Annotated in this window: 27 protein-coding genes; 9 read left to right on the top strand and 18 right to left on the bottom strand. The window is 59.3% G+C overall.

The window, feature by feature from the left end; all coding sequences use genetic code 11:
• Nucleotides 1-35: 35 nt before the first annotated feature.
• The 8 genes from MNODULE_RS00685 to MNODULE_RS00650 all read right to left on the bottom strand — a co-directional run bounded on the left by MNODULE_RS00685 (nucleotide 36) and on the right by MNODULE_RS00650 (nucleotide 7,517).
• Nucleotides 36-986, bottom strand: a complete 951-nt coding sequence (locus MNODULE_RS00685; RefSeq protein ID WP_168057583.1) for an NmrA/HSCARG family protein — start codon at nucleotides 984-986, stop codon at nucleotides 36-38.
• A gap of 305 nt (nucleotides 987-1,291) precedes the next feature.
• Nucleotides 1,292-2,833, bottom strand: coding sequence for a sigma-54-dependent Fis family transcriptional regulator (locus tag MNODULE_RS00680; protein ID WP_168057582.1), 1,542 nt, complete (start codon nucleotides 2,831-2,833; stop codon nucleotides 1,292-1,294).
• A 116-nt stretch (nucleotides 2,834-2,949) separates the two neighbouring features.
• Nucleotides 2,950-4,446, bottom strand: coding sequence for a potassium/proton antiporter (locus tag MNODULE_RS00675; protein WP_181070898.1), 1,497 nt, complete (start codon nucleotides 4,444-4,446; stop codon nucleotides 2,950-2,952).
• A gap of 187 nt (nucleotides 4,447-4,633) precedes the next feature.
• Complete coding sequence (locus MNODULE_RS00670) at nucleotides 4,634-5,134, bottom strand: universal stress protein (protein ID WP_168057581.1); 501 nt, start codon at nucleotides 5,132-5,134, stop codon at nucleotides 4,634-4,636.
• Nucleotides 5,135-5,219: 85 nt separating this feature from the next.
• A complete protein-coding gene (locus MNODULE_RS00665) occupies nucleotides 5,220-5,651 on the bottom strand; it encodes a nuclear transport factor 2 family protein (protein ID WP_168057580.1) in 432 nt (143 codons plus the stop codon).
• A 76-nt stretch (nucleotides 5,652-5,727) separates the two neighbouring features.
• The gene (locus MNODULE_RS00660; RefSeq protein ID WP_168057579.1) at nucleotides 5,728-5,880 is read right to left on the bottom strand and encodes a hypothetical protein; all 153 of its coding nucleotides are present in this window, start codon (nucleotides 5,878-5,880) and stop codon (nucleotides 5,728-5,730) included.
• A gap of 53 nt (nucleotides 5,881-5,933) precedes the next feature.
• Entirely contained in the window at nucleotides 5,934-6,593 is a 660-nt protein-coding gene (locus tag MNODULE_RS00655; RefSeq protein ID WP_168057578.1) for a DsbA family oxidoreductase, read from the bottom strand.
• Nucleotides 6,594-6,893: 300 nt separating this feature from the next.
• Nucleotides 6,894-7,517 (bottom strand): MarC family protein, encoded by a 624-nt coding sequence (locus MNODULE_RS00650; RefSeq protein WP_168057577.1) that lies wholly within the window; start codon nucleotides 7,515-7,517, stop codon nucleotides 6,894-6,896.
• Nucleotides 7,518-8,193: 676 nt separating this feature from the next.
• Between MNODULE_RS00650 and ectA the strand changes: the two genes are divergently transcribed.
• Genes ectA through MNODULE_RS00605 form a run of 9 tightly spaced genes read left to right on the top strand, consistent with a single transcriptional unit; the run spans nucleotide 8,194 to nucleotide 15,324 of the window.
• On the top strand, nucleotides 8,194-8,769 hold the full coding sequence (ectA, locus tag MNODULE_RS00645) for a diaminobutyrate acetyltransferase (RefSeq protein WP_168057576.1): 576 nt from the start codon (nucleotides 8,194-8,196) through the stop codon (nucleotides 8,767-8,769).
• Between the two features lie 12 nt (nucleotides 8,770-8,781).
• Nucleotides 8,782-10,092 carry a diaminobutyrate--2-oxoglutarate transaminase gene (ectB, locus tag MNODULE_RS00640; protein WP_168057575.1) on the top strand — a complete coding sequence of 437 codons (1,311 nt, stop codon included), beginning with the start codon at nucleotides 8,782-8,784 and terminating at the stop codon, nucleotides 10,090-10,092.
• Nucleotides 10,089-10,532: an ectoine synthase gene (locus MNODULE_RS00635; RefSeq protein WP_168057574.1), complete on the top strand. Its 444-nt coding sequence runs from the start codon at nucleotides 10,089-10,091 to the stop codon at nucleotides 10,530-10,532. The genes ectB and MNODULE_RS00635 overlap by 4 nt, the downstream gene beginning before the upstream one ends.
• A complete protein-coding gene (thpD, locus tag MNODULE_RS00630) occupies nucleotides 10,532-11,473 on the top strand; it encodes an ectoine hydroxylase (protein ID WP_168057573.1) in 942 nt (313 codons plus the stop codon). Before MNODULE_RS00635 ends, thpD begins: the two co-directional genes overlap by 1 nt.
• Nucleotides 11,474-11,480: 7 nt before the next feature.
• On the top strand, nucleotides 11,481-12,368 hold the full coding sequence (ehuB, locus tag MNODULE_RS00625) for an ectoine/hydroxyectoine ABC transporter substrate-binding protein EhuB (protein ID WP_168057572.1): 888 nt from the start codon (nucleotides 11,481-11,483) through the stop codon (nucleotides 12,366-12,368).
• 51 nt (nucleotides 12,369-12,419) lie between these two features.
• On the top strand, nucleotides 12,420-13,097 hold the full coding sequence (gene ehuC, locus MNODULE_RS00620; RefSeq protein WP_168057571.1) for an ectoine/hydroxyectoine ABC transporter permease subunit EhuC: 678 nt from the start codon (nucleotides 12,420-12,422) through the stop codon (nucleotides 13,095-13,097).
• Nucleotides 13,090-13,740, top strand: a complete 651-nt coding sequence (gene ehuD, locus MNODULE_RS00615; protein ID WP_168057570.1) for an ectoine/hydroxyectoine ABC transporter permease subunit EhuD — start codon at nucleotides 13,090-13,092, stop codon at nucleotides 13,738-13,740. The genes ehuC and ehuD overlap by 8 nt, the downstream gene beginning before the upstream one ends.
• Nucleotides 13,741-13,774: 34 nt before the next feature.
• Entirely contained in the window at nucleotides 13,775-14,542 is a 768-nt protein-coding gene (ehuA, locus tag MNODULE_RS00610; RefSeq protein ID WP_181070953.1) for an ectoine/hydroxyectoine ABC transporter ATP-binding protein EhuA, read from the top strand.
• Nucleotides 14,543-14,580: 38 nt separating this feature from the next.
• A complete protein-coding gene (locus tag MNODULE_RS00605; RefSeq protein WP_168057569.1) occupies nucleotides 14,581-15,324 on the top strand; it encodes a class I SAM-dependent methyltransferase in 744 nt (247 codons plus the stop codon).
• Between the two features lie 111 nt (nucleotides 15,325-15,435).
• On the opposite strand, the gene MNODULE_RS00600 is transcribed toward MNODULE_RS00605, so the two are convergent.
• From MNODULE_RS00600 to MNODULE_RS00555, 10 genes are all read right to left on the bottom strand, one after another.
• On the bottom strand, nucleotides 15,436-16,059 hold the full coding sequence (locus MNODULE_RS00600; protein WP_168057568.1) for a YbhB/YbcL family Raf kinase inhibitor-like protein: 624 nt from the start codon (nucleotides 16,057-16,059) through the stop codon (nucleotides 15,436-15,438).
• Nucleotides 16,060-16,134: 75 nt separating this feature from the next.
• Nucleotides 16,135-16,437, bottom strand: a complete 303-nt coding sequence (locus MNODULE_RS00595) for a putative quinol monooxygenase (protein WP_168057567.1) — start codon at nucleotides 16,435-16,437, stop codon at nucleotides 16,135-16,137.
• Nucleotides 16,438-16,517: 80 nt separating this feature from the next.
• Nucleotides 16,518-17,645, bottom strand: coding sequence for a DNA alkylation repair protein (locus tag MNODULE_RS00590; protein ID WP_168057566.1), 1,128 nt, complete (start codon nucleotides 17,643-17,645; stop codon nucleotides 16,518-16,520).
• Between the two features lie 17 nt (nucleotides 17,646-17,662).
• Nucleotides 17,663-18,832: a hypothetical protein gene (locus tag MNODULE_RS00585; RefSeq protein ID WP_168057565.1), complete on the bottom strand. Its 1,170-nt coding sequence runs from the start codon at nucleotides 18,830-18,832 to the stop codon at nucleotides 17,663-17,665.
• A gap of 105 nt (nucleotides 18,833-18,937) precedes the next feature.
• Nucleotides 18,938-19,408, bottom strand: coding sequence for a Dps family protein (locus MNODULE_RS00580; protein ID WP_168057564.1), 471 nt, complete (start codon nucleotides 19,406-19,408; stop codon nucleotides 18,938-18,940).
• A 266-nt stretch (nucleotides 19,409-19,674) separates the two neighbouring features.
• Nucleotides 19,675-20,121: a DUF2267 domain-containing protein gene (locus MNODULE_RS00575; protein ID WP_168057563.1), complete on the bottom strand. Its 447-nt coding sequence runs from the start codon at nucleotides 20,119-20,121 to the stop codon at nucleotides 19,675-19,677.
• 167 nt (nucleotides 20,122-20,288) lie between these two features.
• Nucleotides 20,289-20,642: an HPF/RaiA family ribosome-associated protein gene (locus MNODULE_RS00570; RefSeq protein ID WP_168057562.1), complete on the bottom strand. Its 354-nt coding sequence runs from the start codon at nucleotides 20,640-20,642 to the stop codon at nucleotides 20,289-20,291.
• 13 nt (nucleotides 20,643-20,655) lie between these two features.
• Entirely contained in the window at nucleotides 20,656-21,798 is a 1,143-nt protein-coding gene (locus tag MNODULE_RS00565) for a baeRF3 domain-containing protein (RefSeq protein ID WP_168057561.1), read from the bottom strand.
• A 138-nt stretch (nucleotides 21,799-21,936) separates the two neighbouring features.
• A complete protein-coding gene (locus tag MNODULE_RS00560) occupies nucleotides 21,937-22,914 on the bottom strand; it encodes a Kelch repeat-containing protein (RefSeq protein ID WP_168057560.1) in 978 nt (325 codons plus the stop codon).
• Nucleotides 22,915-23,265, bottom strand: a complete 351-nt coding sequence (locus MNODULE_RS00555; protein ID WP_168057559.1) for a WYL domain-containing protein — start codon at nucleotides 23,263-23,265, stop codon at nucleotides 22,915-22,917. It lies immediately after the preceding gene.
• Between the last annotated feature and the right edge of the window lie 9 nt (nucleotides 23,266-23,274).

Below are 23,274 nucleotides of genomic sequence, written 5' to 3'. Positions count from 1 at the left end.
TGCCGGAATAGTGGAATCGGTGATCGCAGACATTGTTACTCCAGCGGGATGCGGTTCTTCGCTTGTGCAAGCCACTGGTCGAACGTCTGCAGCTCCGGATTAAGCGCCCGGGAAACGGCGAGGTTGCGCGCGGCGCAGAAGTCGTCGTTGAAATCGCGCTTGAACTGGAACATGTTGCCGAGATCGTCGGCCCCCGGAAAACCGAAGCTGCGATAAACTTCCGGCGGCACGTCGTTGTAGCGGACTTCCCGGCCGAGGGCTTTGGTCAGGGAAGCGGCCATCTGGGCGCCGGTCAAATGCTCGCCGGCGATGCCGACTGTTTTGCCGATATACTCCGGCCCTTTCTTGAAGATGCCGAGGGCGCACTTGCCGATATCTTCGGCGGCGATCCCCGGGAGTTTTTTGTCTCCCATCGGCATGGTGATCGCAAGCTTTCCGTCCGGCCCTTTCTTGGGTCCCATTCCGAAGTAGATCATGTTGTCCCAGTAGAACGACGTCAACAGAATCGTCGTTGGGACGCCGGCCCGGGCGAAGAGCGGATCGGCCTCCCCCTTGCCGTCGAAATGGGGGACTTTGTATTTGCCGTGGAGGGTCGGCATCCGGTTGTCCGAGAGCGGGACCCATTTGCGGGTGTCTTCGAGGGTCGACCAGATGACGTGCTGAACGCCGGTTTGTTTGGCCGCCTCGGCCATGTTCTTGGCCTGGGCAATTTCTTTTTCGGCCGAAAAGTGCTCCCAGAAATTGGTGAGGCAGAATGCGCCGTAGGCGCCGTCGAATGCCTTCTTCACACTTTCCACATCGTCGATATCGGCCGCGACGACCTCGACCCCTTGTTGCGCCAGCGCTTTCGCTTTATCGGAGTTGACGTTTCGGGTCAGCGCCCGCGCTGCAAAGCCGCTCTCTTTATCATTCAAGATCGCGCGGACCAAGCCGCCCCCCTGTGCGCCGGTGGCGCCGACCACTGCGATGATTTTTTTATTGGCCATGATATCCTCCTCCATATGAGTTTAAGAAACAAAGTGAGCAACGAGAAAATACTTCTTTCGAAACTGAATCGAGTTATCTTAATTCAGGAAAAGAAGCGATTGCAAATGAGTCGATGTTTGAGACTCTCTTCGGTTGCCGGTTTCGGCGGTAAAGAATAGCAAAGCCCATACCAGGAAAACTGAACTCTGAGATCGAGCGGATAAAACAATTTAAAACAAAGCGTTGTAAATTGAGAGGGGATCTTTGAAGGAGAAAGTGCCCATCCGGATCTGCCGACATGCCGGCAGATGCCGACCGGCGGGCACTAAGAGGGGCGGGAGATGTTCAGCTTTTTCATTTTATGTTGAAGGGTGGTCCGTTTCATTCCGAGGCGGGCGGCCGCGCCGGAAGGGCCGGCGATGACCCAGTTTGTTTCGTTCAAAATCCGGAGGATATGTTCTCTCTCGGCGCTCTCAAGCGTGGAGACGCGGGAGTGGGGACCGGTTTCTGTAGAGAGGTTCAGTTCCGTCAAAGGAACGAAAAGGGTCGATTCTTGCGAGAGGATCACCGCACGTTCGATCATATTCTCAAGCTCCCGGATATTACCGGGCCAGTCATACCATGTCAGCGCTTCCATCGTCTCGGCGGAGATCGCCTCGATCTGTTTGTTCATCCGTCTCGAATATTTCTGGGCAAAGTATCTCACCAGTAAAGGGATGTCTTCGCGCCGCTCGCGCAGCGGCGGCAATAAGATCGGAAAGACATTCAGGCGATAGTAGAGGTCGCTTCGGAACGCTTTATCGGAAATCATCCGGGGCAGGTCGCGGTTCGTCGCCGTCACCAGGCGGACGTTGACCTTGATGGTTTTGGTGCTTCCGAGCCGCTCGAACTCTTGTTCCTGGAGCACCCGCAACAATTTTGCCTGCAGTTCCAGCGGAATGTCTCCGACTTCATCCATAAACAAGGTTCCCTGATGGGCCAGCTCGAACCGGCCGATCTTCTGTGCGATGGCGCCGGTGAAGGCCCCCCGTTCATGGCCGAAGAGCTCGCTCTCCAACAAGCCCATCGGGATCGCCGCGCAGTTGATCTTCACGAAGGTCCGCTCGCGCCGCCCGCTTAAGTTGTGAATCGCGCGCGCGATCAGCTCCTTGCCGGTGCCGGTTTCTCCCTGGATCAGCACCGTCGAGTCGGTCGAGGCGACCGTCTCCGCCTGCTTCAAAACACGCTTCAGCGCCTTGCTCTCTCCGATGATCTCCGTAAAATTATGCTCGGTGTGAATTTCGTCTTCTAAGTAGAGTTTTTCCTGCGCCAGCTTGTCTTTGAGCCGGCTGATTTCTTGGTAGGCCAGGACGTTCTCGACGGCCACGGCGACCTGTCTTCCCACCTGCTCCAAGAATTCCAGATCTTCCCGATCCCATGCTTCGCTTTTCGAGCTGGTGAATCCCATCGCCCCCAGCTTGCGAAGGGCGGTCGTCAATGGGACGAAACAACAGGAGCGGGCGCCGTCTTCCCGCATCAGCTGAATGACCCTGGACCAACGCACTTCTTTGGAAAGATCGGGAACAAGAACAGACCGCTGGTTTTTCCAGACGAACCCGTCCGGACACGCTTCGATCGGGGCTTCGAGGCCCCCGACGATCTCGGCGGGAACATTGGCCTGAAGGGTGTGCAGCCGCATCAGATTGCGATCGGGATCATAGAGCGAGAGGGCCACATAATTCACATGAACGACCGCGGGAAGTCGCTGCGCCAACTCTCGGAACAATTCGTCCAGATCCCGGCGAAGGGAGATCACCTCCGCGACCTCCAGTAAAGAGCGGTATCGCCGGGCCTGGCGATCGGATGTTTGGGTTAAGTGATGGTTCATCAGCGGGGCGCTTTCTCGTGCGGAAATGAACGGGGATATCTTAATTCAGAAGAGAAGAGATTGCAATGAGGGGATGTAAAAATCCTGGATCTCATAAAGGGGTCTATGGAGAAAGATCAGGCGAAGCGTCTTTCCTTTTCCGGGGAGGAATCCCCTTCGATAAAAGCGCGGACCTTGGAGAGGGCTTCCTGATCGCCTAAGATCAACAACGTATCCTCCGGCTCAAGGACCGTCCCGCCGGTGGAGACGAGGAATTCATCCTTTCTCCTGATTAAAACGATCAAGGCCTCTCTGGGAAAGCCGACATCCACGATCTGTTTGCCGACCACGGGAGAACGGCTCGGGATTTTTATCTCAATCAGCTCCCCCTTGACCCTTTCATTGGGGCCATAGGTGATCGGATAGGGAGACCGGTCGGGAAGGGGGGCTTCGACCCCGAGTTTTCTTGCGACCCAGGGGATCGACGATCCTTGCAAAAGGGCGGAGGTCAGGACGATAAAAAAGACGAGGTTGAAGAGGGTATCGGCCTGGGGAACACCGGCCAGCAGCGGGAAGGTCGCTAAAACGATCGGAACCGCGCCGCGCAGTCCCACCCAGGCCATCAAAAGTTTCTCTTTAATGTCCATTTTGAATGGAGAGAGGGTTAAAAAGACGGCGAGCGGCCGGGCGATGAAAATCAGAAAGGCCGAAATGAAGAGGCCGGCCCCGATGACCGGAACGAGCTGCGATGGAAAGACCAGCAGCCCCAGGGTCAAGAACATCGTAATCTGCATCAGCCAAGCGACCCCGTCCTGAAAGCGCATCAAGCTCTTCTTATGGATGAAGTCGCTGTTCCCCATCATCAGGCCGGCGACATAAACCGCCAAGAACCCATTTCCTCCAAGCGAGGCGGTCGCCCCATACGTGAGGAGAACCAAAGAGAGGGTCAGCACCGGATAGAGCCCTTCATACTCCAGCCGCATCCGGTTGACCAGATAGGTCATCCCCTTCCCCATGGCATACCCGAGCAGGGCGCCGACCGCCATCTGTTGAACGAACATCGGGATCAGATCGAACATGGAGGCGGTTGGATCGGACAAGAGGCGAATCAGTCCGATGGTGAGGAAGACCGCCATCGGATCGTTGCTTCCCGATTCGAGCTCCAGCAGCGGCTTTAAATTTCCCCGCAAGCTGACATTCTTCGACCGGAGGACCGCGAAAACCGCCGCCGCATCGGTCGAGGAGACGATCGCCCCGAGAAGCATCCCTTGAATAAATGAGAGATCGAGGATCAGCATGGCAAAGAGGCCGACCAGCACCGCCGTGATCAGGACGCCGAGCGTGGAGAGAACGAGGCCTTTTCCGAGGACCGGACGGACCCTTCTCCAATCGGTATCGAGACCGCCGGCAAAGAGAATAAAGGAGAGGGCGATAACGCCGAGCGACTGGGCCAGCCGGAAATCGGCAAATTCGATCCCCCCGGGGCCGTCCGATCCGGCGAGCATGCCGATGAGGATGAAGAGGAGAAGAGAGGGAACCCCCAATCTCCCCGATGCTTTGCTGGCGAAGACGCTGATCAGAATGAGAACAGAGGCTCCGACGAGAATGTATTCAATGTGGAAATCAGAGATCATTGCGCAAACGTCTTTCTTTTACGGCTTCGGCGGGAAACGCCGGCCTTCTATCTTCTATAAGGAATGATCGAAGAAGTGAGAGGGAAAGGAAAACGTCGATCGATTTCTTATGTCGGGAAATCACTCGAAATGTTAAAATATGACGCCGAAAAAGGCAAGGGCGAACTCCTTTTTTGAGACGCAGGATTCAATCCGGGCCTGCGCGTTTCCTCTTTTTTATTGCCGCGCGGGCCTTGGGCCTGACGACATACACCGGGCAGGGGGCCTTTTGCGCCACCCGCTCGGCCACGCTCCCCATCATGAAGCGGTCGAGGCCGGTCCGGCCTTGCGTGCCGAGCACGATCAGATCGGCCGAGGTTTCTTCGGCGGATCTGAGAATTTCGTAGAACGGAATCCCTTCTTTCAAAATCGGATGAACCTTGATCCCTTTGCGACCGACCTCTTTGGCAAGGGCCATCAGCTTCCGGCGCTCCTTCTCCCTGACCGCTTTAATCCATTCGAGGACCACGATGTTCCCGGCGCCGATACGGCTCGACGCGGCCGGATTGTAGACCGGTTGCTCGAACACATGGAACAGATAGATCTCCGCCCCGATTTTTTTTGCCAAATAAACGGCATGGTCGAGGGCCTCTTTTGAATAATCCGAAAAGTCGGTTGCCATTAAAATTCGACGCAGGATCGCCATCATTCATTCTTCTTTTTTCGACGCAGTTGATCAGACGGGGTGTCTTCTCTGCTGATGCATCGACGCTGCACGTTCATTCATGCGGTGATCAGGCCGGCTTCCGATCCCACCGGAATTTCCGCTCCGATTCTCTGATTGGAACATCGTTGATGCTCGCCTCGCGTCTTCTCATCAAGCCATTGTCGGCGAATTCCCACTGCTCATTTCCATGAGAGCGATACCAGCATCCGGCATTGTCATGCCATTCATATTCAAAACGAACCGAAATTCGATTATCGGTAAAGCTCCAGAGTTCTTTCTTGAGGCGATAATCGAGCTCCTTTTCCCATTTCCGTTTGAGAAATTCTTTGATCTTCTCTCGGCCGCTGAAAAATTCCGATCGATTCCGCCACTGTGAGTCTTCGGTGTAAGCACCAGCGACCCGCTCCGGATCGCGGCTGTTCCAGGCATCTTCGGCCGCCTGGACTTTTTTCTTTGCCGACTCCAGGGTAAACGGGGGAAGCGGGGGTCGTGTTTCCATCTGTGGATATTCTCCTTTCTCGGTGAATGTGAAAAGATGTTGTGACACCTGCCGGCCGACAACCAAAGTGATCCGTCTAGAAGATCGACCGCACCACACAGCCGTCGACCCGAAGGGCGGCGCCGACCGCCGGCGCCTGCTCGATCAGCCGATTGCATCCCGCCGCCAATCCAATGCCGGCGGTCGATCCGGTCACCAGGACGCGTTTTCCATAAAGCCCCAGGTCCATGAATCTCCTTTCATTTCTTTTTCAGTCGATATGGAGAGGTCATCAGGAAAGGTTTATTCTTCCGATGCCGTCATGAAGGGTTCTTCTCCCCGGAGCAAGTTTTCCACCACCGCATGAACCTGCTCATACGCAAGCGCGCCCCTCACGGCCGTTGCATCGGACAAGGCCGCGTCCCTTCGGCGAAGAAGCATCGTTGGGACGGCGGAAATCCCGAGCGCCTGCGCAAGCCGCTCGTCCTCCAAAACCGGTTCGGTGTAGCGGCCCGTTTCCAGGGCGCGCCGAAGCGGTTCTTCTTTTATCCCGGCCGAGGCGGCGATCTCCAGCAGAATTTCCATCTGTCCGATGTTCCGGCCTTCCTCAAAAAAGGCGCGGAAAATCGCCCGGTGCATCGGATCGAATTTCCCTTCGTCGCGCGCATGCGCCGCCGCTTCGAACGCTTTTCGGCTGTGGGGTTGCACCGGCGGAAGATGAAGGATCATGCCGCGCCGCTCCGCCATCGGGTAGACCGAACGGGCCCAGGTCGTTTTTAAATAATCGCCGGCCGGGTCGAGGGTGGGAACCGGCTCGGGCCGCAACTCGAACGCGCGCCAATGGATCTGAAGGGCCGGCCCGAACGCTTCTTGAAGCCGGTCGAGCACCGGGACCTCCAGATAGCAGAACGGGCAGACATAGTCGCTCCAGACGTCGATGTGAATCTGAGGTTCAACAGTCATTCTGTTCCAAGGTTCAGCCGGGTCCTTCAAAGGCGCTTTTATTTAGTTTGACGGCCATCTCATTTCCCTCCTGATGAAGACGTGGCGGCGTCGTTTGGTTCTGTATAATCCAACCCTCCACACCGAGTCAATCACTGAAAGGAATGAGTGAGAGGATTGAGGATGATCGAAAGCAGCGCGCCCGCGAGGATCAATCGTGCGCTTACGGCAGTGTCTTTCAATGAGTTTTGTGCGTGAACCGGTTCCGCTTCGGTTGCGCTCATTGGTGCGATCTCTGTCCGGCTGTTTTCATGGAGAACGTCAGCCGACGCCCTGAAGCCGGGTAAGCCAGCGTTCAATGCCGGTGAAAATCATCTCGACGGCAAACGAGCCGACGAAGAGCGCCGTCACCCTCCCGGCGATCTCGCTGTACCGTTGGACCAGGGGCTCGTTTCGATTCCGGAAAAAATCGTGGAAAATTTTGATCAGCAGGATCGCGGCGATCGAAAACAAAAGGGCGAGCCCGATGGCGCTCGCGGCCATGGGGAAGTTCAGGCGGCTGCCGATGACGACGCTCGCGCTGATCGTCCCCGGTCCGACCATAAACGGCATCGCGATCGCCGCCGAGACCTGGCCCGACTCGGGACGGAGCGCCTGGATCGGCGGCCCGACGCCGAGAATCAGCCGGATGCCGGCGATCAGGAAGGTGATCCCGCCGAAGATGAGAAACGACGAGAAGCGAACCTGCATGACGTTTTCGAACACGGCGTCCCCCGTCCATGCAAAAAGCAGGAAGATCGTAAAGCTGATCATCCCGGCGCGGATCAACTGTCTTGCAAAATAGGAGAACGTCAGCCCTTTCACCAGCTCCATCAAATAGACGCTCATGATAAACGGGTTTAAAAGAACGAAAAGAAGAAGAAGCGATCTGGAAAATGTGTCCATCTTTGTCCCTCGATGTTCAAGACGGTCCGCCCTGTCCTCGCAGCATACCGGTCTGTGCCGCTCGGGTCAACCCCAGACAGGCGTTCTTCTTCGGGCGAGCGAAAAACAACCAAGACGCCTCAAAAAAATTTCTCTTTCGGACGGCGTTTTATATCGCCCCAATCTCCCATAGAGTCAACGACTTCAACGAAGAGAGGATCTCGAAGAGCGGTCCCGCGTCGCATCGAATCGGGCCGAACGGGCACAAACGGCTTGACAGCTCTTCCGTTCCTGTGCTAGGTTGAAATCCTGGCTTGCGATTGCCTCGGTCGGTGTATTCTTAAATGGGATATACCGCCCTGAGTGAAGCGCGATTCAAAACGCGTCAAGGTCGCAATCCGGGCGCTGAACGCTTTTATGCCGATCCCCCAGGGCATCGGCCTCCGCCGCCGAAATAGAAATCTGTCGAACGCGCAGAAGAGGCATAAAGGCTTGCAATTCTCCTTGCGAGATAAAGCGCCGGGGTCGGTCCGTCGTTCCTGAAAAACCGTCGGTCATGATCCTTGCTCGACGCCAATAATGTCCCGTAATAAGGACTGCCGCCGCACAACATCTCTATCCTCCGCGACGGCGCCTCGTCGAGAACCGTAGCAACAATCAGCACGCAAAAACCGAATCATCGTCCGCGAGAGAATCAATGGACCTTCTCTTCGCCGGAATATTTATTTATCACTCATCACCGCCCGCGCATCGCCGCCGTGAAAACGAAGGGGGGAGAACTATTTTTTTTCGAAAGCCGACGATCGAAGACGGATCCGACATCTGGAAATTGGCGAAGGATTCCGAAATCTTGGACCTCAACTCGGCTTACTGCTATCTCCTGCTCTGCAAACATTTTTCCGAGACCTGCGTGGTCGCCGAATCGGGCGGCCGCCTCGCCGGCTTCGTCACCGCCTTCCGTCCCCCTGCTTCCCCCGACGTTCTTTTCATCTGGCAGATCGGCGTCGCGGGCGCGATGCGGCGGCAGGGGCTCGGCCGCGCGTTGCTGAAGGATCTGTTGCGGCGGGAAGCGAGCCGAGGAGTCTCTTTTCTGGAAACGACGATCACCCCTTCGAACCATCCCTCCAAGGCCCTTTTCGCTTCCCTCGCGCGCAGCCTGAATACCCCCTATGTCGAGGAGAAAGGGTTTCCAGAAAGTCTTTTTCCGGAAGGGAACCATCAAGCGGAAGACCTGATCCGGGTGGGTCCGTTTGATCCACTCAAACTAGACTGAGAAAGGAGCGTTATGGAGATAACCGAACGTATCGAATCGAGAGTGCGGAGCTACTGTCACAGTTTTCCGGCCGTTTTCGACAAAGCGGAGGGATGCTTCATGTACGACACCCAGGGCCGGGAATATGTCGACTTTTTCAGCGGCGCGGGAGCGCTGAACTACGGACACAATCCGCCCCACATGAAAGAGAAACTGCTCGAATATATCGAGCGAAACGGACTGACCCACAGCCTCGATATGGTCTCCACCGCGAAAGAGCGGCTGCTCGGTCAATTCTCATCGACCATTCTCGAGCCGCGCGGTCTGGAGTATAAAATCCAGTTCCCCGGCCCCACCGGCACCAACGCCGTCGAAGCCGCGCTCAAACTGGCCCGCAAGATCACCGGAAGAAAAAAAATCATCTCGTTCACCAATGCGTTCCATGGGATGAGCCTCGGGTCGCTCTCGGTCACAGGCAATGCATTCAAACGCAACGGGGCCGGCATTCCCTTGATGCTGTCGGACACCATGCCGTTCTGCGGTTATTTCGGCGAAGAGCTCGACACCATCGACTACATGGAGCGTTTCCTCAGCGACACCGGAAGCGGCGTCGATCTGGCCGCGGCGGTCATCGTGGAGAGCGTGCAGGCCGAGGGGGGGATCAACGTGGCGGCGTTCGATTGGCTGCAGCGTCTGGCCGAGCTTTGCCGGCGCCACGGCATGCTGTTGATCTTCGATGAAATTCAGGTCGGCTGCGGCCGGACGGGGCCCTTCTTCAGCTTCGAGCCGGCGGGCCTGGAGCCCGACATTGTCTGCCTCTCCAAGTCGATCAGCGGATACGGTCTGCCGATGGCGCTCACCCTGATCAAGCCGGCGTGGGACCAGTGGGAGCCGGGCGAGCACAACGGCACCTTCCGCGGGCACAATCTTGCGTTCATCACGGCGGCCGAGGCGTTGACCTATTGGAAATCCGACCGCTTCACGGAGGAGATACAGAAAAAGGGGAAGGCGGTTCACCGGCGCCTGCAAGAGATCGCCGACCAATATTCCCGGGTTTTTCAGCCTCCCCGGGGCCGCGGGATGATTCAAGGGCTCCCCTGCTCTCAGGCCGGTTTGGCCAAAAAGATCACCCGCACGGCGTTCGACCGCGGCCTGATCATGGAGACGGCCGGCCCCGAAGACAACGTCCTCAAGTTCATGCCGCCGCTGATTATCGATGAAGAAACCCTCACGCGGGGCCTGGAGATCGCCGTAGAAAGCATCGAGGAGGTCGTGGGCCGAGCGGCGCCTTCTTCGAACACGGTCGCCCTCGGCTCGGCAGCGGAACGGAGGGAGACGATATGATCGTTCGCAGATTGCATGAAATCGAGGGGACGGAAAGAGAGGTGAAGGCGCCGACCTTCACGAGCCGGCGCTTCCTGCTCAAAAGGGACGGGACCGGCTTCTCGCTGCACGATACGATCCTTTATGCCGGAACGGAGACGGTCATCTGGTACAAACATCATCTGGAGGCGGTCTACTGCATCGAAGGAGAGGGGGAGCTGGAGGTCGTTCCGGAAGGGCCGTCGTTCCGGATCGGGCCGGGGACGATGTACACCCTAAACGGCCACGAAAAACATCTTCTTCGCGCGAAAACCGATCTGCGGATGATCTGCGTCTTCACCCCGGCCCTCACCGGCCGGGAGGTCCACGATCACGAAGGGACCTATCCGCTTCTGCAGGAGGAGCAATTGCGCTCCGAGTCGTTCTCTGAAATTGCGATGGAAAAGAAAGGAGGTCATTGATGAGATCCGAAAGCGCAACGAAACCGCAAGAGACCCGGGAGGATCGCTATCCCTCGCGCGTCTATGAAACCCCTCGGATGACGGAGCGGACCGACCCGGTCGTCCACGGAACCGCCGCCGGCCCGCTGACGCCGGAGGAAGTCGCCTTCTTCGAGAAAAACGGCTACCTCTCTTTTCAGGGGGTCTTCTCTTCCGAAGAGGCGGCGACCTATCTGGAGGAGCTGCGCCGGCTCTCTCTCAGCCCGGAGGTCAAAGGGGCCGCCGAGACGGTCCTGGAGCCCGACAGCGAAGCGGTCCGCTCCATCTTCAACGTGCACCGGAGCAACCCGCTGCTGCGGCGGTTGGCGTGCGACCGGCGGATCGTGGAGATCATGATCCAGCTGCTGGGGGGGGCCGTCTACATGCATCAGTCCCGGATCAACTACAAGCCGGGCTTCCGGGGCAAAGAGTTCGACTGGCACTCCGATTTCGAAACCTGGCACGTCGAGGACGGCATGCCGGGAATGCGGGCGATCAGCTGCTCCGTAAACCTGACCGAAAACAACCCGTACAACGGCCCGCTGATGCTGATTCCCGGCTCCCACAGGCATTATGTCTCGTGCGTCGGCGAGACCCCGGACGACCACTACAAACAGTCGCTCAGAAAGCAGGATTACGGGGTGCCCGATCGCGAGAGCCTTCGCCGTCTGGTCGATCTGGGGGGAATCGTCGCGCCGACCGGCCCCCCCGGCTCGCTGGTCCTCTTCGAGTGCAACATGATGCATGGATCGAACTCGAACATCACCCCCTGGCCGCGGAGCAACGTCTTCTTCGTCTACAACAGCGTCGAGAACGCCCTGGGAGCCCCTTACGGCGGAACGACCCCCCGGCCCGATTTCATCGCCAGCCGCGATTTCACGCCGGTTCCTTCCGGGCAGGCCGCCGGATCAACCGCCTCATGAGCGGATCATGAAGATCGTCGGGAGATCCGCCGCGGGATGGATGGTTCTGGTCGGGCTGCTCCTCGCGACCGGCTGCGACCGCGGCCGGCAGGAGTCGGCCTCTTTCTCGACGACGCTGGAGCGGGTCCGGAGTCAGGGGAAGATCCGCCTCGGCTACGCCAACGAGGCGCCGTACGCCTACTACGACACCGCGGCGGGGAAGCTGACCGGCGAGGCGCCGGAGATCGCGCGGGCGGTGCTCGGCGAGATGGGGGTGACCGAAGTGGAAGGGGTTCTGACCGAATTCGGGGCGCTGATTCCCGGCCTTAAGGCCGGCCGATTCGACATCATCGCGGCCGGGATGTATATCACCCCCGCGCGCTGCCGGGAGATCGCCTTTTCAAACCCGACCTATGGACTCGGCGAGGCCTTTCTCGTCAAAGCGGGAAACCCGCTTGGCCTGCACAGCTACGAGGAGGCGGCGGCCCACCCGACCGCGCGATTGGGGGTGGTCGCCGGGGCCGTGGAGCGTCGATATGCGCAGGCGACCGGTGTCCCCGAAAGCCGGATTGCGGTGCTCCCCGATGCGCCGAGCGCCGTCGCGGCGGTCCAGGCGGGTCGGGTCGACGCCTACGCCGGAACCAGCTTGACGATTCAGAATCTCCTCAGCAAAGCGCGCGATCCAGGCATTGAGCGGGCGGAGCCGTTCAGAGATCCGATCATCGACGGCAAAACCGTGATCGGCTACGGGGCGTTCGGCCTCCGCAAAGAAGATACGGCGCTGTTGAACGAATTCAACGCGCATTTGGAGCGGTTCATCGGCTCGCCGCGGCATCTGGCGGTCGTGGCGCCGTTCGGGTTCACCGAAGCCGATCTGCCCGGAGAGATCACGGCGGAGGCGCTCTGCAGGCCGTAAGTTCCCACCGTGCCCGTTTAATGAAACGCGCAACCCGGAGGAAGAAAGAGCGTGCTTGAGCTTTTTCACTTCTTGCCCCCCCTGCTCTCCGGCCTTTGGGTGACGATCCAGCTCGCCTTCGGGGGTTCCATCTTGGCGGTCCTGGCCGCCTTTGCGGTCGGTTTGTTGCGACTCTCACGAAAGGCCGGGTTGCGGATCGCCGCCACGGCCTATACCGATTTTTTCCGCGGCACCTCGGCGCTGGTGCAGCTCTTTTGGGTCTACTTCGCCCTCCCCTTTTGGGGGGTTGAATTGGACGCCATGACCGCTGGCATCGTGGTCCTGGGGCTGAACCACGGCGCCTACGGGGCCGAAGTGGTCCGCGGTGCCGTCCAGGCGGTTCCCAGGCCCCAATATGAAGCGGCCGCCGCGCTCAATTTTACGGAGCGTCAGACGTTGTGGCGGATCATCCTGCCGCAGGCGCTGCCGGCGATGCTTCCTCCGTTCGGCAATCTGTTGATCGAGCTTCTCAAGAGCACGGCGCTGGTCTCGATGATCACCCTGGGCGACCTGACCTTCCAGGGGCAGATCCTGCGGGCCGCCACGCTTCGCTCGGGAGAAATTTTCACCCTGGTCCTTTTGCTCTATTTTATGCTGGCGCTGTCGATCTCGTTCGGCGTAAGACGATTGGAGCGGAGACTCGCCGTCGGCCGTGTCCGGCGGCGCCCGATGGTCGCGGCCGATGTTTGACTGGGAATTTGCAATCTCGATTCTGCCGGCGCTGTTGAAGGCGCTCCGGGTCACCCTTCAGGCGACCCTGGTCGGGATCTCCATCGCCCTGCTGCTCGGCCTGGTTTGGGCCTTTCTCGGCCATTCCGGACGGGGCTTGCCGGCCAAAGTGACGGCCGCCTCGGTGGAGTTCATCCGGAGCACGCCGCTGCTGGTGCAGATCTATTTTCTCTTTTATGTGGCGCCGAATTTCGGCCTGACCTTGTCCCCCTTTTCGGCGGGGACCCTCGCCCTCGGCCTCCACTACAGCGCCTATACCGCGGAAGTTTACCGGGCGGGGATCGAGGGGGTTCCTTCGGGACAGTGGGAGGCCGCGCTCTCCTTGAACATGGGCCGGTTTCTCACCTGGCGGTCGGTCATTCTCCCTCAGGCGATTCCGCCGGTGATTCCCGCCCTCGGCAACTACCTGGTGGCGATGTTCAAGGAGACGCCGCTGCTGGCCGCGATCACCGTCATGGAGCTGCTGCAGACGGCGAAGATCATCGGGGCGCAGACGTTCCGTTATCTCGAGCCGCTGACCCTCGTCGGCCTGCTCTTCCTCGCCGTCAGCCTGGTCGCGTCGAGGCTGGTTCGAAGACTGGAGGTGCGGTTTGGAAGCCGCTGACCGCGAGCGCGGCGCGCCCCCTCCGATCATCCGGATGCGGGACGTCCGGAAGTCGTTCGGGGATCTGGCGGTGCTGCGCGGCTTGGATCTGGAGATTCCCCCGTCTCAAAAAGTCGCCCTGATCGGTCCGAGCGGCTCGGGAAAATCGACCGTCCTGCGCGCTTTGATGACGCTGGAGAAGATCGATTCGGGAACCATCGAGATCGACGGCGACCCGATCTGGACCCTGGTGAAGAACGGCCGGGAGGTCCCGGCGAACGCCGCGCATCTGCGCAAGATCCGGAGCAAGGTCGATATGGTTTTTCAGCAATTCAACCTTTTTCCGCATATGACGGTCCTGCGCAACGTCACCGAGGCGCCGATCCATGTCCTTCGTCTTCCCCGCGAGGAGGCGGTGAAAAACGCCATGGCGCTGCTCGAACAGGTCGGATTGCCCGACAAGGCGGAGGCCTATCCGGCGCAGCTCTCGGGCGGGCAAAAGCAGCGGGTCGCCATCGCCCGCGCCCTGGCGATGCGACCCAAAATCATGCTCTTCGACGAGGTGACGTCGGCGCTCGACCCGGAGCGGGTCGGAGAGGTGCTGGCGGTGATCCGGCGATTGGCCCTGGAGACGGAAATGACGCTGCTGATCGTCACCCATGAAATGGGGTTCGCGCGGGAGATCGCCGACCGCGTCATCTTCATGGATGAAGGCCGCATCGTGGAGGACGATCTTCCCGAGAAGATCTTCTCCGAACCGAAGCACGAGAGGACCCGGGAATTTCTCAAAAGAGTTCTTCGGCCTCTGGAACCGCCCCGATAAAACAGCGGGCGATCAACCAATAAATAGGAGGATTACTGATGCAGGATGTTGTCCAGATCCATTACCGGAGGTTGGCGCAAAAGTACGACGGGTTTCTCTACTACTCGCCCGGTTTTGTCCGCGCTCTGACGGAGAAAATGATCGACAAGCTCCGCCTTCGGGAATCGGACACCTTCGTCGATCTCGGCTGCGGGACCGGAATGTACTCGCTCGATATTCTTAAGCAGGTCCCGTTGAAAAATAAGATTATCGGCGTCGATCCGTTCGCCGAAATGCTCGCCCAGATTCCGCAAGAGGCGCCGATGGAGCGCCATCCGCTCGACGCGGTCGTTTTCTCCGAGCGCCCCGGAAGCTACGATAAGGTTCTGATCAAAGAGACGGTTCACCACATCCAGGACAAGGAGAGGCTCTTCCGCAATCTGCACCAGCGCCTCACCCCCGGGGGCATTCTTCTTCTGGTCCATGTGCCGCCGAAGGTCCAATACCCGCTTTTCCAGAAAGCGCTTCAGAAATGCGAGCGTTGGCACGCCGATCCCGACGATCTCGTCCGGCTGCTCGGCGAGGCCGGCTTTCGGGTCGAGCGGGACGCGCTCGACTATCCGCATGCGATTCCCAAAGAGAAATATTTCCAGATGGTCGAAAGCTGTTACATGTCTGTGTTGTCCAGCTTCAGCAAAGAAGAGATCCAGGAAGGGCTGGCCGAGATGGAAAAAAGATACGCCGATCGAACCGTCTTGGAGTTCACCGATCATTTCGACTATATCGCGGGGGTCAAAGCCTGACTTTTTTCCGTAAAGGATGAAGATCAAGGGTCCGCGAGGCGGGTCAGGTTCGCCGTCGAGTCTCATTCGAACGACTCGACGGCGAATTTGTGTGGACGGGATCTGCCGGATCTACTCCCGAGCGTTCGGATTGAGGGCGTAGGTTCCCATCAGCGTGGCTTTATCGAGGATATGGCCTTGCATCGCCTTGAGCGCGTCGGGCCCGTTGAACCGCTCCGGCATCTCGAGCGACGGGACGTTGAGCGCATAAACGGTAAAGTGGTAGTGATGAAGCCGCTCGTCGTTGAAGGGGGGCCACGGCCCATCGTAGCCGCCATAGTCACCGCCCATCTGAGGGTCCTCGCCAAACCAGTCTTTGTAGCTGTTGATCCCGCGCGCGCCGTAGGCGACTTTTCCCGGCTTCTTTCCCTTGGGGGTGAAGCCGTCGGAGTCTTGCCCTTCGGCCAGCTCGGTCACGTTCGCCGGAATGTCGACGAGGACCCAGTGATAGAAATCGACGCGGGGCAAATCGTACGGCACGGTTCGGTCCGGCTTGTTGACGTCGTCGGGCTTCGACGGCACGTCGGGGTCGTGGGCGATAATTGCGAATGACTTGGTATTTTCCGGAAAGTCGGACCAAGAGATATGCGGGCTCTTGTTCTGTCCCGGAACGGGACCGCTCGGTCCCGGAACGCCCGCGGCGTTCGCTTCGGGAATACGTTTGTTGTTCTGAATGGAGCGGCTGGTCACTTTCATCGGATTTTCCTCCTCCCTGTGCTTCAGAGTGTTCGTCCCTATAAATCGACCGACTTTTCGTTTGATGCTCTCGATCTATCCCGGAAGCTTGGCCGCAAGGACATCGACCTTCTGGATGTCGGGGGGCTTCGCCAAAAGCTCGGGCGCCTTGGCCATCAGCGCCGCGGCGACGCGGCCCGAGAGGTGCGCCTGCCGCCCCGCCTCATCCGGGAAGGCGTCGAAAATGCCGAATGTCGACGGCCCCAATCGGATGGCAAACCATGCAGTTGTGGCCGGCTCTTCTTGGACGATCGACAAGCCTCCGCGAAGGAAATCTTCCACTTCTTTTTCTTTTCCGGGTTTTGCTTCCAGTCGAACCAACAGCGCGACTTTGGCCATGGCGGTTCTCCTTATTTAGGGTTGGCGCCTTGTTAGGCGACTTATGTTGATCAGGATGTTCATTAGAAAAGGGGACAGATCTATTTATAATCGATACGTTTTACCAACTCAAACGATCCCAGCAGGTTCACCGCACCATTCAACATGACCTCCACCCGGTGCGTTCCGGGATAGTGCTTCCGCGTCGTCATCTCCGTCAACGAGATTGTCTTTCCGAGCGGGAGGGTTTCTTTCGGGGCGAGCTCGATTGTTTTGAGTTTAAAAACTTTCGGGCTGGTTTTGCCGTCGGCCTTCACGAAGTGGACGCGGAAATCAACCAGCACCCGTTGCCGCCGCGAGCCCTTGTTCACCACTTCAAAACCGATCGTGACCGAGCCGCCTGTTCGGGGACGTTTCGGTCTGATGGTGGCGTTGCGAATCGCCACGTTGACCTTCTTGCCGAAGCCCAGAACGCCGAGCGCGCCCGGCTCGCCCCGTTTGATCGCCGAACGGAGTGCGTGACGAATCAGCCGGCGACGCTCTTCCGTTGCATCGGTCATCCAGCGCCGGACCGTTTCCACCAGCAGGGCCGGGTGGTCTTTACCGATGTCGTTGAGGTTGTTTGCCACGGAGCGGCGGACATAAAGCTCCGGGTCATCCTTCAGCAACTCCAGCAGCGCGAGGACCGGGCGCGGCTCTTTCTGGAATGCGCGCAGCCGCGGCGCCCAGGGCAGGCGTGGTCGTGTTCCCTCGGAGACGAGCCGGCGGACATGGGGACTGGAATCTTTCGTCCATCTTTCGAGGTGATCGAGCGTCTGCTCCGGGTAGCGGACGAGGAAGGGGCGAATGCTGAACTCGGCGGTGAATCGCTGTGTCAGCTCGTATTGGGCTTGCATCGAAATCTCGAAGTGGTCGAGGCCATATTCCGCGACGAAGAAAACGTGCGGAAGGTAGAGAAAAGGGGCCATCCCCAGCGCTTCGGTCCGGTCGAGTTTTGGACCGAGGGAAGCGATTAGGATTTCAGCGGCTTCGGCATAGTCATCCGGCAGATGGCGGCGCAGCGCTTTGGCGATCTGCCGTCCGCGCGGGGTCAGATCGAGCGCTTCGTAACCGTTGAGTACTTCTGCGAGGAAGGCGTTCGTGTCAAAACGCCGGAACACCGCCGAAATCATCCCGGCGATCCGCCGGGGGATCTCGGGGCCAAAGTGACTTTTGAGCGGTTCGGCCATCGAAGATCAGTTCCCTTTCAATTTAAAGGTTTCGCGATATTTGTAAAAAGCGCCTTAAAGAGACGACTCCTCATGATCGCTTCCGAAGCCACCTGGTGCCCAAGGGCATTCCAATGGGCATCTTCCGAAAATTCAAAGCGGGCTCCGTTTTTTCGGTAATCCGCAATGAACAGCGGTTGCAAATCTGCCACCGAATAACCCCGGCTCCGGGCTTCCTCCATGAACCTGCGACGCATGCGCGGGAAGTAGTTCCCGTTGACCGCATTGAGGTCTTCGTCGCTCCCGTACAGTTCGGGCCGAACCCCGTCCAGGAGGAAAAATATCCGCCCTGGGGGGAGGGCCGTGCGTCGCGGCAATTCATCAAAAAAAGCGCGGATGGCCCGTTCCGAGTCCCGCAGACGGTCGTCCGCAACATCGGCGGCCGTGTTGCCCACGTACCGCTCCGTCTCGCCCGCCGGCGTCGAACGCATCCGGCGCTGCCATAACATCTTCAGCGCCGTATCCGCATGTAGGTTGGAGACGAGGTACCGCGCCAGCGCAGAATGACGCAAGGTCTTGCGTAGAAGCGTCGGCGCGTAATCATAAAGCTGCAAGGAGAGCCCCCCGTCGTTGTTTTCAATAAAATGATGAAACCCCGGAGCCGTTTTGTATTTTGCGACGCTCTCGTCAAAGTCGTTGCCGACCACGACAAAAATCATTCCCTGAGGAGCGTATCGCGCGCGGGCATCGTCGGCCCAGGCAAGATACTGGCTCAAGGGGGCTCCCGAAGCCGCAAAGCTGTAGACGCGCCCCTGCTCCCCGAGAAATTTTTGGACCCGCCCGTGTAATGTCTCAGGGTAAGGCAGCATTAACGCCTCCACGTAAGAGTCACCGATGACGGCGAGCAACGGCCGGGGATCTTTTGCATCATAGTCCTGATCGTTGACGAACCCCGCGTTATTGGTCCGGCCGTGATTCACGAGAGCGAAACGCCACCCCACCGACCATTGATACTCGCTATTCGGCGTAAACCGAAAGATGGGGTGTTCTGCATTGATCGGCCCGGCTGTAGGACCCTTGGCGACCGGCAGTAACCGAAAAACCCCCTCGACCACCAGAACGGAAAATAGGATTCCCAAGAACAAGGCGGTGAGACGGACCGAGACTTTCGGGTTCGACCTTGTCCGAGAAGGGGGGCTAACGGGCATTATCTCTTCCTGGGACACGGGGCGCCTTCATGGGCCTCCGCACAGCGAGCGGGTCTGGTCTCCATTGTTCGTGGACCGTCTCTCTCTGAAACAATCGGCCTGGGTTTATTTTTCCAGGTGGCTTCGCAGCATCCAGGCGGCTTTCTCGTGCGCTTGCATCCGCTGCGTCAACAGATCGGCCGTCGCTTCATCGCCCGCTTTTTCCGCGGCCGGGAAGGCGGCGCGCGCGGTTCGCACCACCGCTTCTTGACCTTCCACAAGCAGGCGGATCATCTCCTCCGCTTTCGGCACCCCCGGGGTTTCTTTGATGGAACCGAGTTTGCCAAACTCGCTGTAGGTGCCGGGGGCCGGGAATCCCAGGGCCCGAATCCGCTCGGCAATGAGATCAACGGCGAGGGCCAGTTCGTTGTATTGGGTTTCGAAAAGGAGGTGAAGCGTCTGGAACATGGGGCCGGTCACGTTCCAATGAAAATTGTGTGTCTTAAGGTAAAGCGTATAGGTGTCGGCGAGCATCTTGGACAGCCCTTCGGCCACTTTTGCGCGGTCTTCTTCTTTCATGCCCATATCCATTTCCATGAAGCCCTCCGTGAGAGAGTTGAAAATAGGGTGTTTAACTTTGCGCGCATGACTCTTTTGTATATTCCAATTCTTTCGCGGAGTCAACAGCTGCAGCGAAGCGGGTAGCGGACGAGGAAGGTGTAAGGGCGATCTCTTTCTATCGTCGTATTGAACGTGCAAAACGTGCAAAAGGGTGCAGACCGTTCGTCAGACGCGGTTAGATGAGTCGGGTCGCACTGATTCGCACGGAGCGTTTTGGAGAAGTGGGTCGCTATAGGGGCCCGTTATGCGGCGCGCGAGCGCGGAATATTCGGCCAAAGGTCCCGGATCTCGGCCGGCAATATGTTCTTCACATCTTCGATCTCGCCTTCCGTGATCCGATGTTCAAGCAACGCGAAGACGGCGCGGGCAACCCCCTCGGGATTGATCTCATCCCCTCTGAATTGCTGCTTGATGCGGAGTAAGAATTGTTCTCTGTCTCTTATTCTCTGAGGTGTGTGTGTCGGATCCCAGCCTTCGTAGTAAAAGCCGCGGATCAGCATGGGAAGTTGCGCTCCGAGCTGCGCCACCTCCTCTACCGTAAGACGGTCCCTCAACGCTTGCAGCGTGGATCTCAAGGCGAGATAGGCTTTATGCTTGTCGTTCCAGCCGAGCAGATTTTCCAAGTTGTTGAGCCAGTGGTTGGTTTTATGTACCGTCGTGTCGAAAACGTCCAGACCCGTTGTGCTCATGGCGTCTCCTCCTTGTGTTTGTACCGCTATTTTGTAGACAGGAGGGGAGCCGAGTCAATAACTGATATGGATGAGTGAGAGAGATCACCTGCGCTTTAGCGGTTCCCCCCCAGTCTTCGTCGCTATTTTACGGAGGCGGTGCGACCCCGATGTACATGTGACAAGGACTAGTCCAACGGCCCCGCCTCTCCGGCCGGAGGAGGCGTCCTTCGGTCGTCCAGGCGTCCGAGGGTGCTGTCGAGCGACCTTTCCAACTTCTCGGCGGCGCCGTCGATCGCCTGCTGCAGGGTCGCCGCCTGATGGCTCACTGCGATCGGCTGGAGTCCCGCAAGGCGGGCTTCCATCAGGCAGCGTTTATCATCATCGCCCGATTTGTTGCGATTCAGGTCGCTGAGATGAACCTCCACCCGGGTGATCCGGTCGCCGAACCGGCCCAAGGCCCCCTCCACCACCGCCTCGACCTGTTGGGAGAGGGTATTGTTCCCTTTGATGCTGCTGTCGGTATTCGTCTGAATTTGCATCGGTTGATCCTCCTCAAAACCGGTAAATCGCGGCGATTCCGGTCGATGTCGGCATCCGGTCGGCGGGGACGATCACGACCTCGCCCCCTTTCTTCAGGACCCGCTCTCCCAGGTCGTCGAGCAGATCGTCCACCTCCGGATCGGCCGGGTCAGCACGCTCGATCCGGCCGCTCGCGCTGATCCGGCCGGGAATCTGACGGTCGGCTTCAATGAGCAGCGTCGCGACCCGCCCCGACGCGGCCGCTTCGGCGACCTGCGCCGGCGCGTCGGCGCCGAGCCCCTTCGACTTCGCCTCCCCGAACGCCGCAACCAGCCGGGCCAACCGCGCAAGATACTGCGGTAGGATCACCTGCCAAGCGCGGTCGCGCAGCGCCTCGCCCGACAGGGCATCCGGATGGATATCGATTCCTTCGGCGACGAGGAACGGATTATGGCTGACCCGGCGGAAGAGGGTGTGGTGTTCCGGCAGCGCCGCCAGAATCAGCGGCAGCCCCGACGGCTTCGAGTGGCGCTCCAGGACCGCCCGGTCGACCGCCCGGAAAAATCGCTCCGCGTCGATATCGACCTCCTCCTTCTTCGAGCCGTGGCCATGGTGCATCGCCGGCCCCCCGGCCCCCCCGTAGGAGGCGACGGTCTGGTGCGGCTCGGTCAGCTCCTCGCCCAGCGCCTCGGTGATCGTCCGCGGGACCCCCTCGGCTGGCGCGATCTCGTCGAGGGTGTCGCGGTTTCCCTCGAAGAGTCTGATCTTCTCCCGGCTCAGGCCGAGGATTTGATAGCGGTCGGCCGACTGAACGATGCGCAGCAGCGGCTTGATATGAAAGCTGTCGGCCACGACCGCCCGCGCGGGGACCGGCCGCTGGAGCCGGTAGACGCGAAACAGGCCGGTGGTGCCGAGCACGGCGAGTCCGTCCAGCGTGTGATTCCAGAAGTCGTGATCGCCGGCCAACGCGCGAAACGGCTCCAGGAGCGGTTGAATCTCGCGCGCCGGGTACTTCTGACGCAACGATTCCTCCATGGAATCGACCAGGTTCCGAAACCGGATCGGGTCCTGCCGGTTGTCCGGATGATGCCGGTTCGTCGGTTGGTAGAGCGAGAGGCACGGCGGCTCATAAGAATCCAAGAGCCCGATCGGATAATGATTCACGGCGAAATCCATTCTTCCTCCTACGAAATGCATTTAACTTTAATGAGTCGACCGGGCGCAGGGGGGATCAACATGTCCCGGTCTCCTGCTGCGAAGCGAACGGTCGGAATGGGCGCGAAAGAGGGATCGATCCCGTTGAGAGGTGCAACCTTATTCCGCCCGGAATACCTCATTCGTACTGCTGACGGAGCCGCCGGGTCTGGGTCCGCCGGCGATCACGAAGATTTGATTTCCAATGGTCGCGGCGCCGAGACCGTGGCGAGGGGTCGGCATCGGCGGGGCCGATTCCCACTGCTGGGTGGCCGGATCGTAGACATCATTGTCGGCGAACGTTCCTTGGGGGGCCTCGCCGCCGAAGAGATAAATCTTCCCGTTGAGAACCGCCGCGGCGATTCCGCTCCGGGGTTTGGGAAGAGGGGCTGCTTCGCCCCAGCGGTTCGCGGCCGGATCATAAATATGGTGGAGGGCGAGGTTTTCGGAGTAGTCGCTGTTGAAGCGCCCGCCGATCGCATGAATTTTTCCGTTCACGACCGCCACGGCCAGGTGGTCGCGCGGCGTCGGCAGCGGCGCTTTCTTCTCCCATCGGTCGGTCGCCGGATCGTAGGCCTCGTTTGCGCCGGTATTGCCGAGCAGCTCAAACGGCCGGGTCGCCCCCAATCCGCCGACGGCATAGAGCTTCCCTTCCGACACGCCGACCCCCAGCGCCCCTCGCGCCGTCGGCATCTCCCGCTTGGCGGTCCATCGGTCGGTCCGGGGATCGTACTCCCAGAGACCGCTGGAGGGTTTCCATGACCGCCCCCCCTCCAGGCCGCCGACGATGTAGAGCTTTCCGTTCAACACCGCCGCGCCGGCATGATGAAGGGCGACCGGCATCGACGCCCGGGAAGTCCACCGGTCGGTCGCCGGATCATACATTTCGACCCGCGACGTGACCCCTTCTTTTGTGAAGCCGCCGACCAGATAAATCTTTCCATCGAGGACGGCGGCCGACACCTCCGTGCGAGGCATCGGCGCCGGGGCGCGCATCTCCCAAGCGACTTTCTCCGCCGCCACCGGACGAAGCAAAGAGAGGGAGTAGCCGAGAGAACCGGCGATGACGATAAAAGCCAGCAGTCGACCTGTTTTCATCTACGCGGCCTTGGCCCAGTTTCGGGGAATGCACCAGCGGGGTTGCGAGCGGGAGAGATCGAGGTAATCGGCGGGATTGAAACGGTGATCGGTCACCTGCAGGGAGAGGATCCGGTCGAGGAGGAATTGGCGGTGGGTCTGCTCCCGATCTTCCCACCAGCCGAAGTCGAGCCGATGGCCGAAGAGATACTCAACCCGTTTTCCCTCCGGGCGGATTTTGACCAGGATGTCCAGTGGAACAATCTCATGCCCGACGATCTGCCCACGCTGCTTGATGTAGGAGAGGCGGACCGTCCGGGTCGATTGGATCGCCTCGGATACCTTTTGCCAGATTTCAGCGCTATTGATCATTTTTGAGAC

This window comes from Candidatus Manganitrophus noduliformans (assembly GCF_012184425.1).
Taxonomy (GTDB): domain Bacteria; phylum Nitrospirota; class Nitrospiria; order SBBL01; family Manganitrophaceae; genus Manganitrophus; species Manganitrophus noduliformans.
The sequence above is the reverse complement of the archived record's forward strand: the minus strand, read 5'-3'. Positions and strand labels throughout refer to the sequence as shown.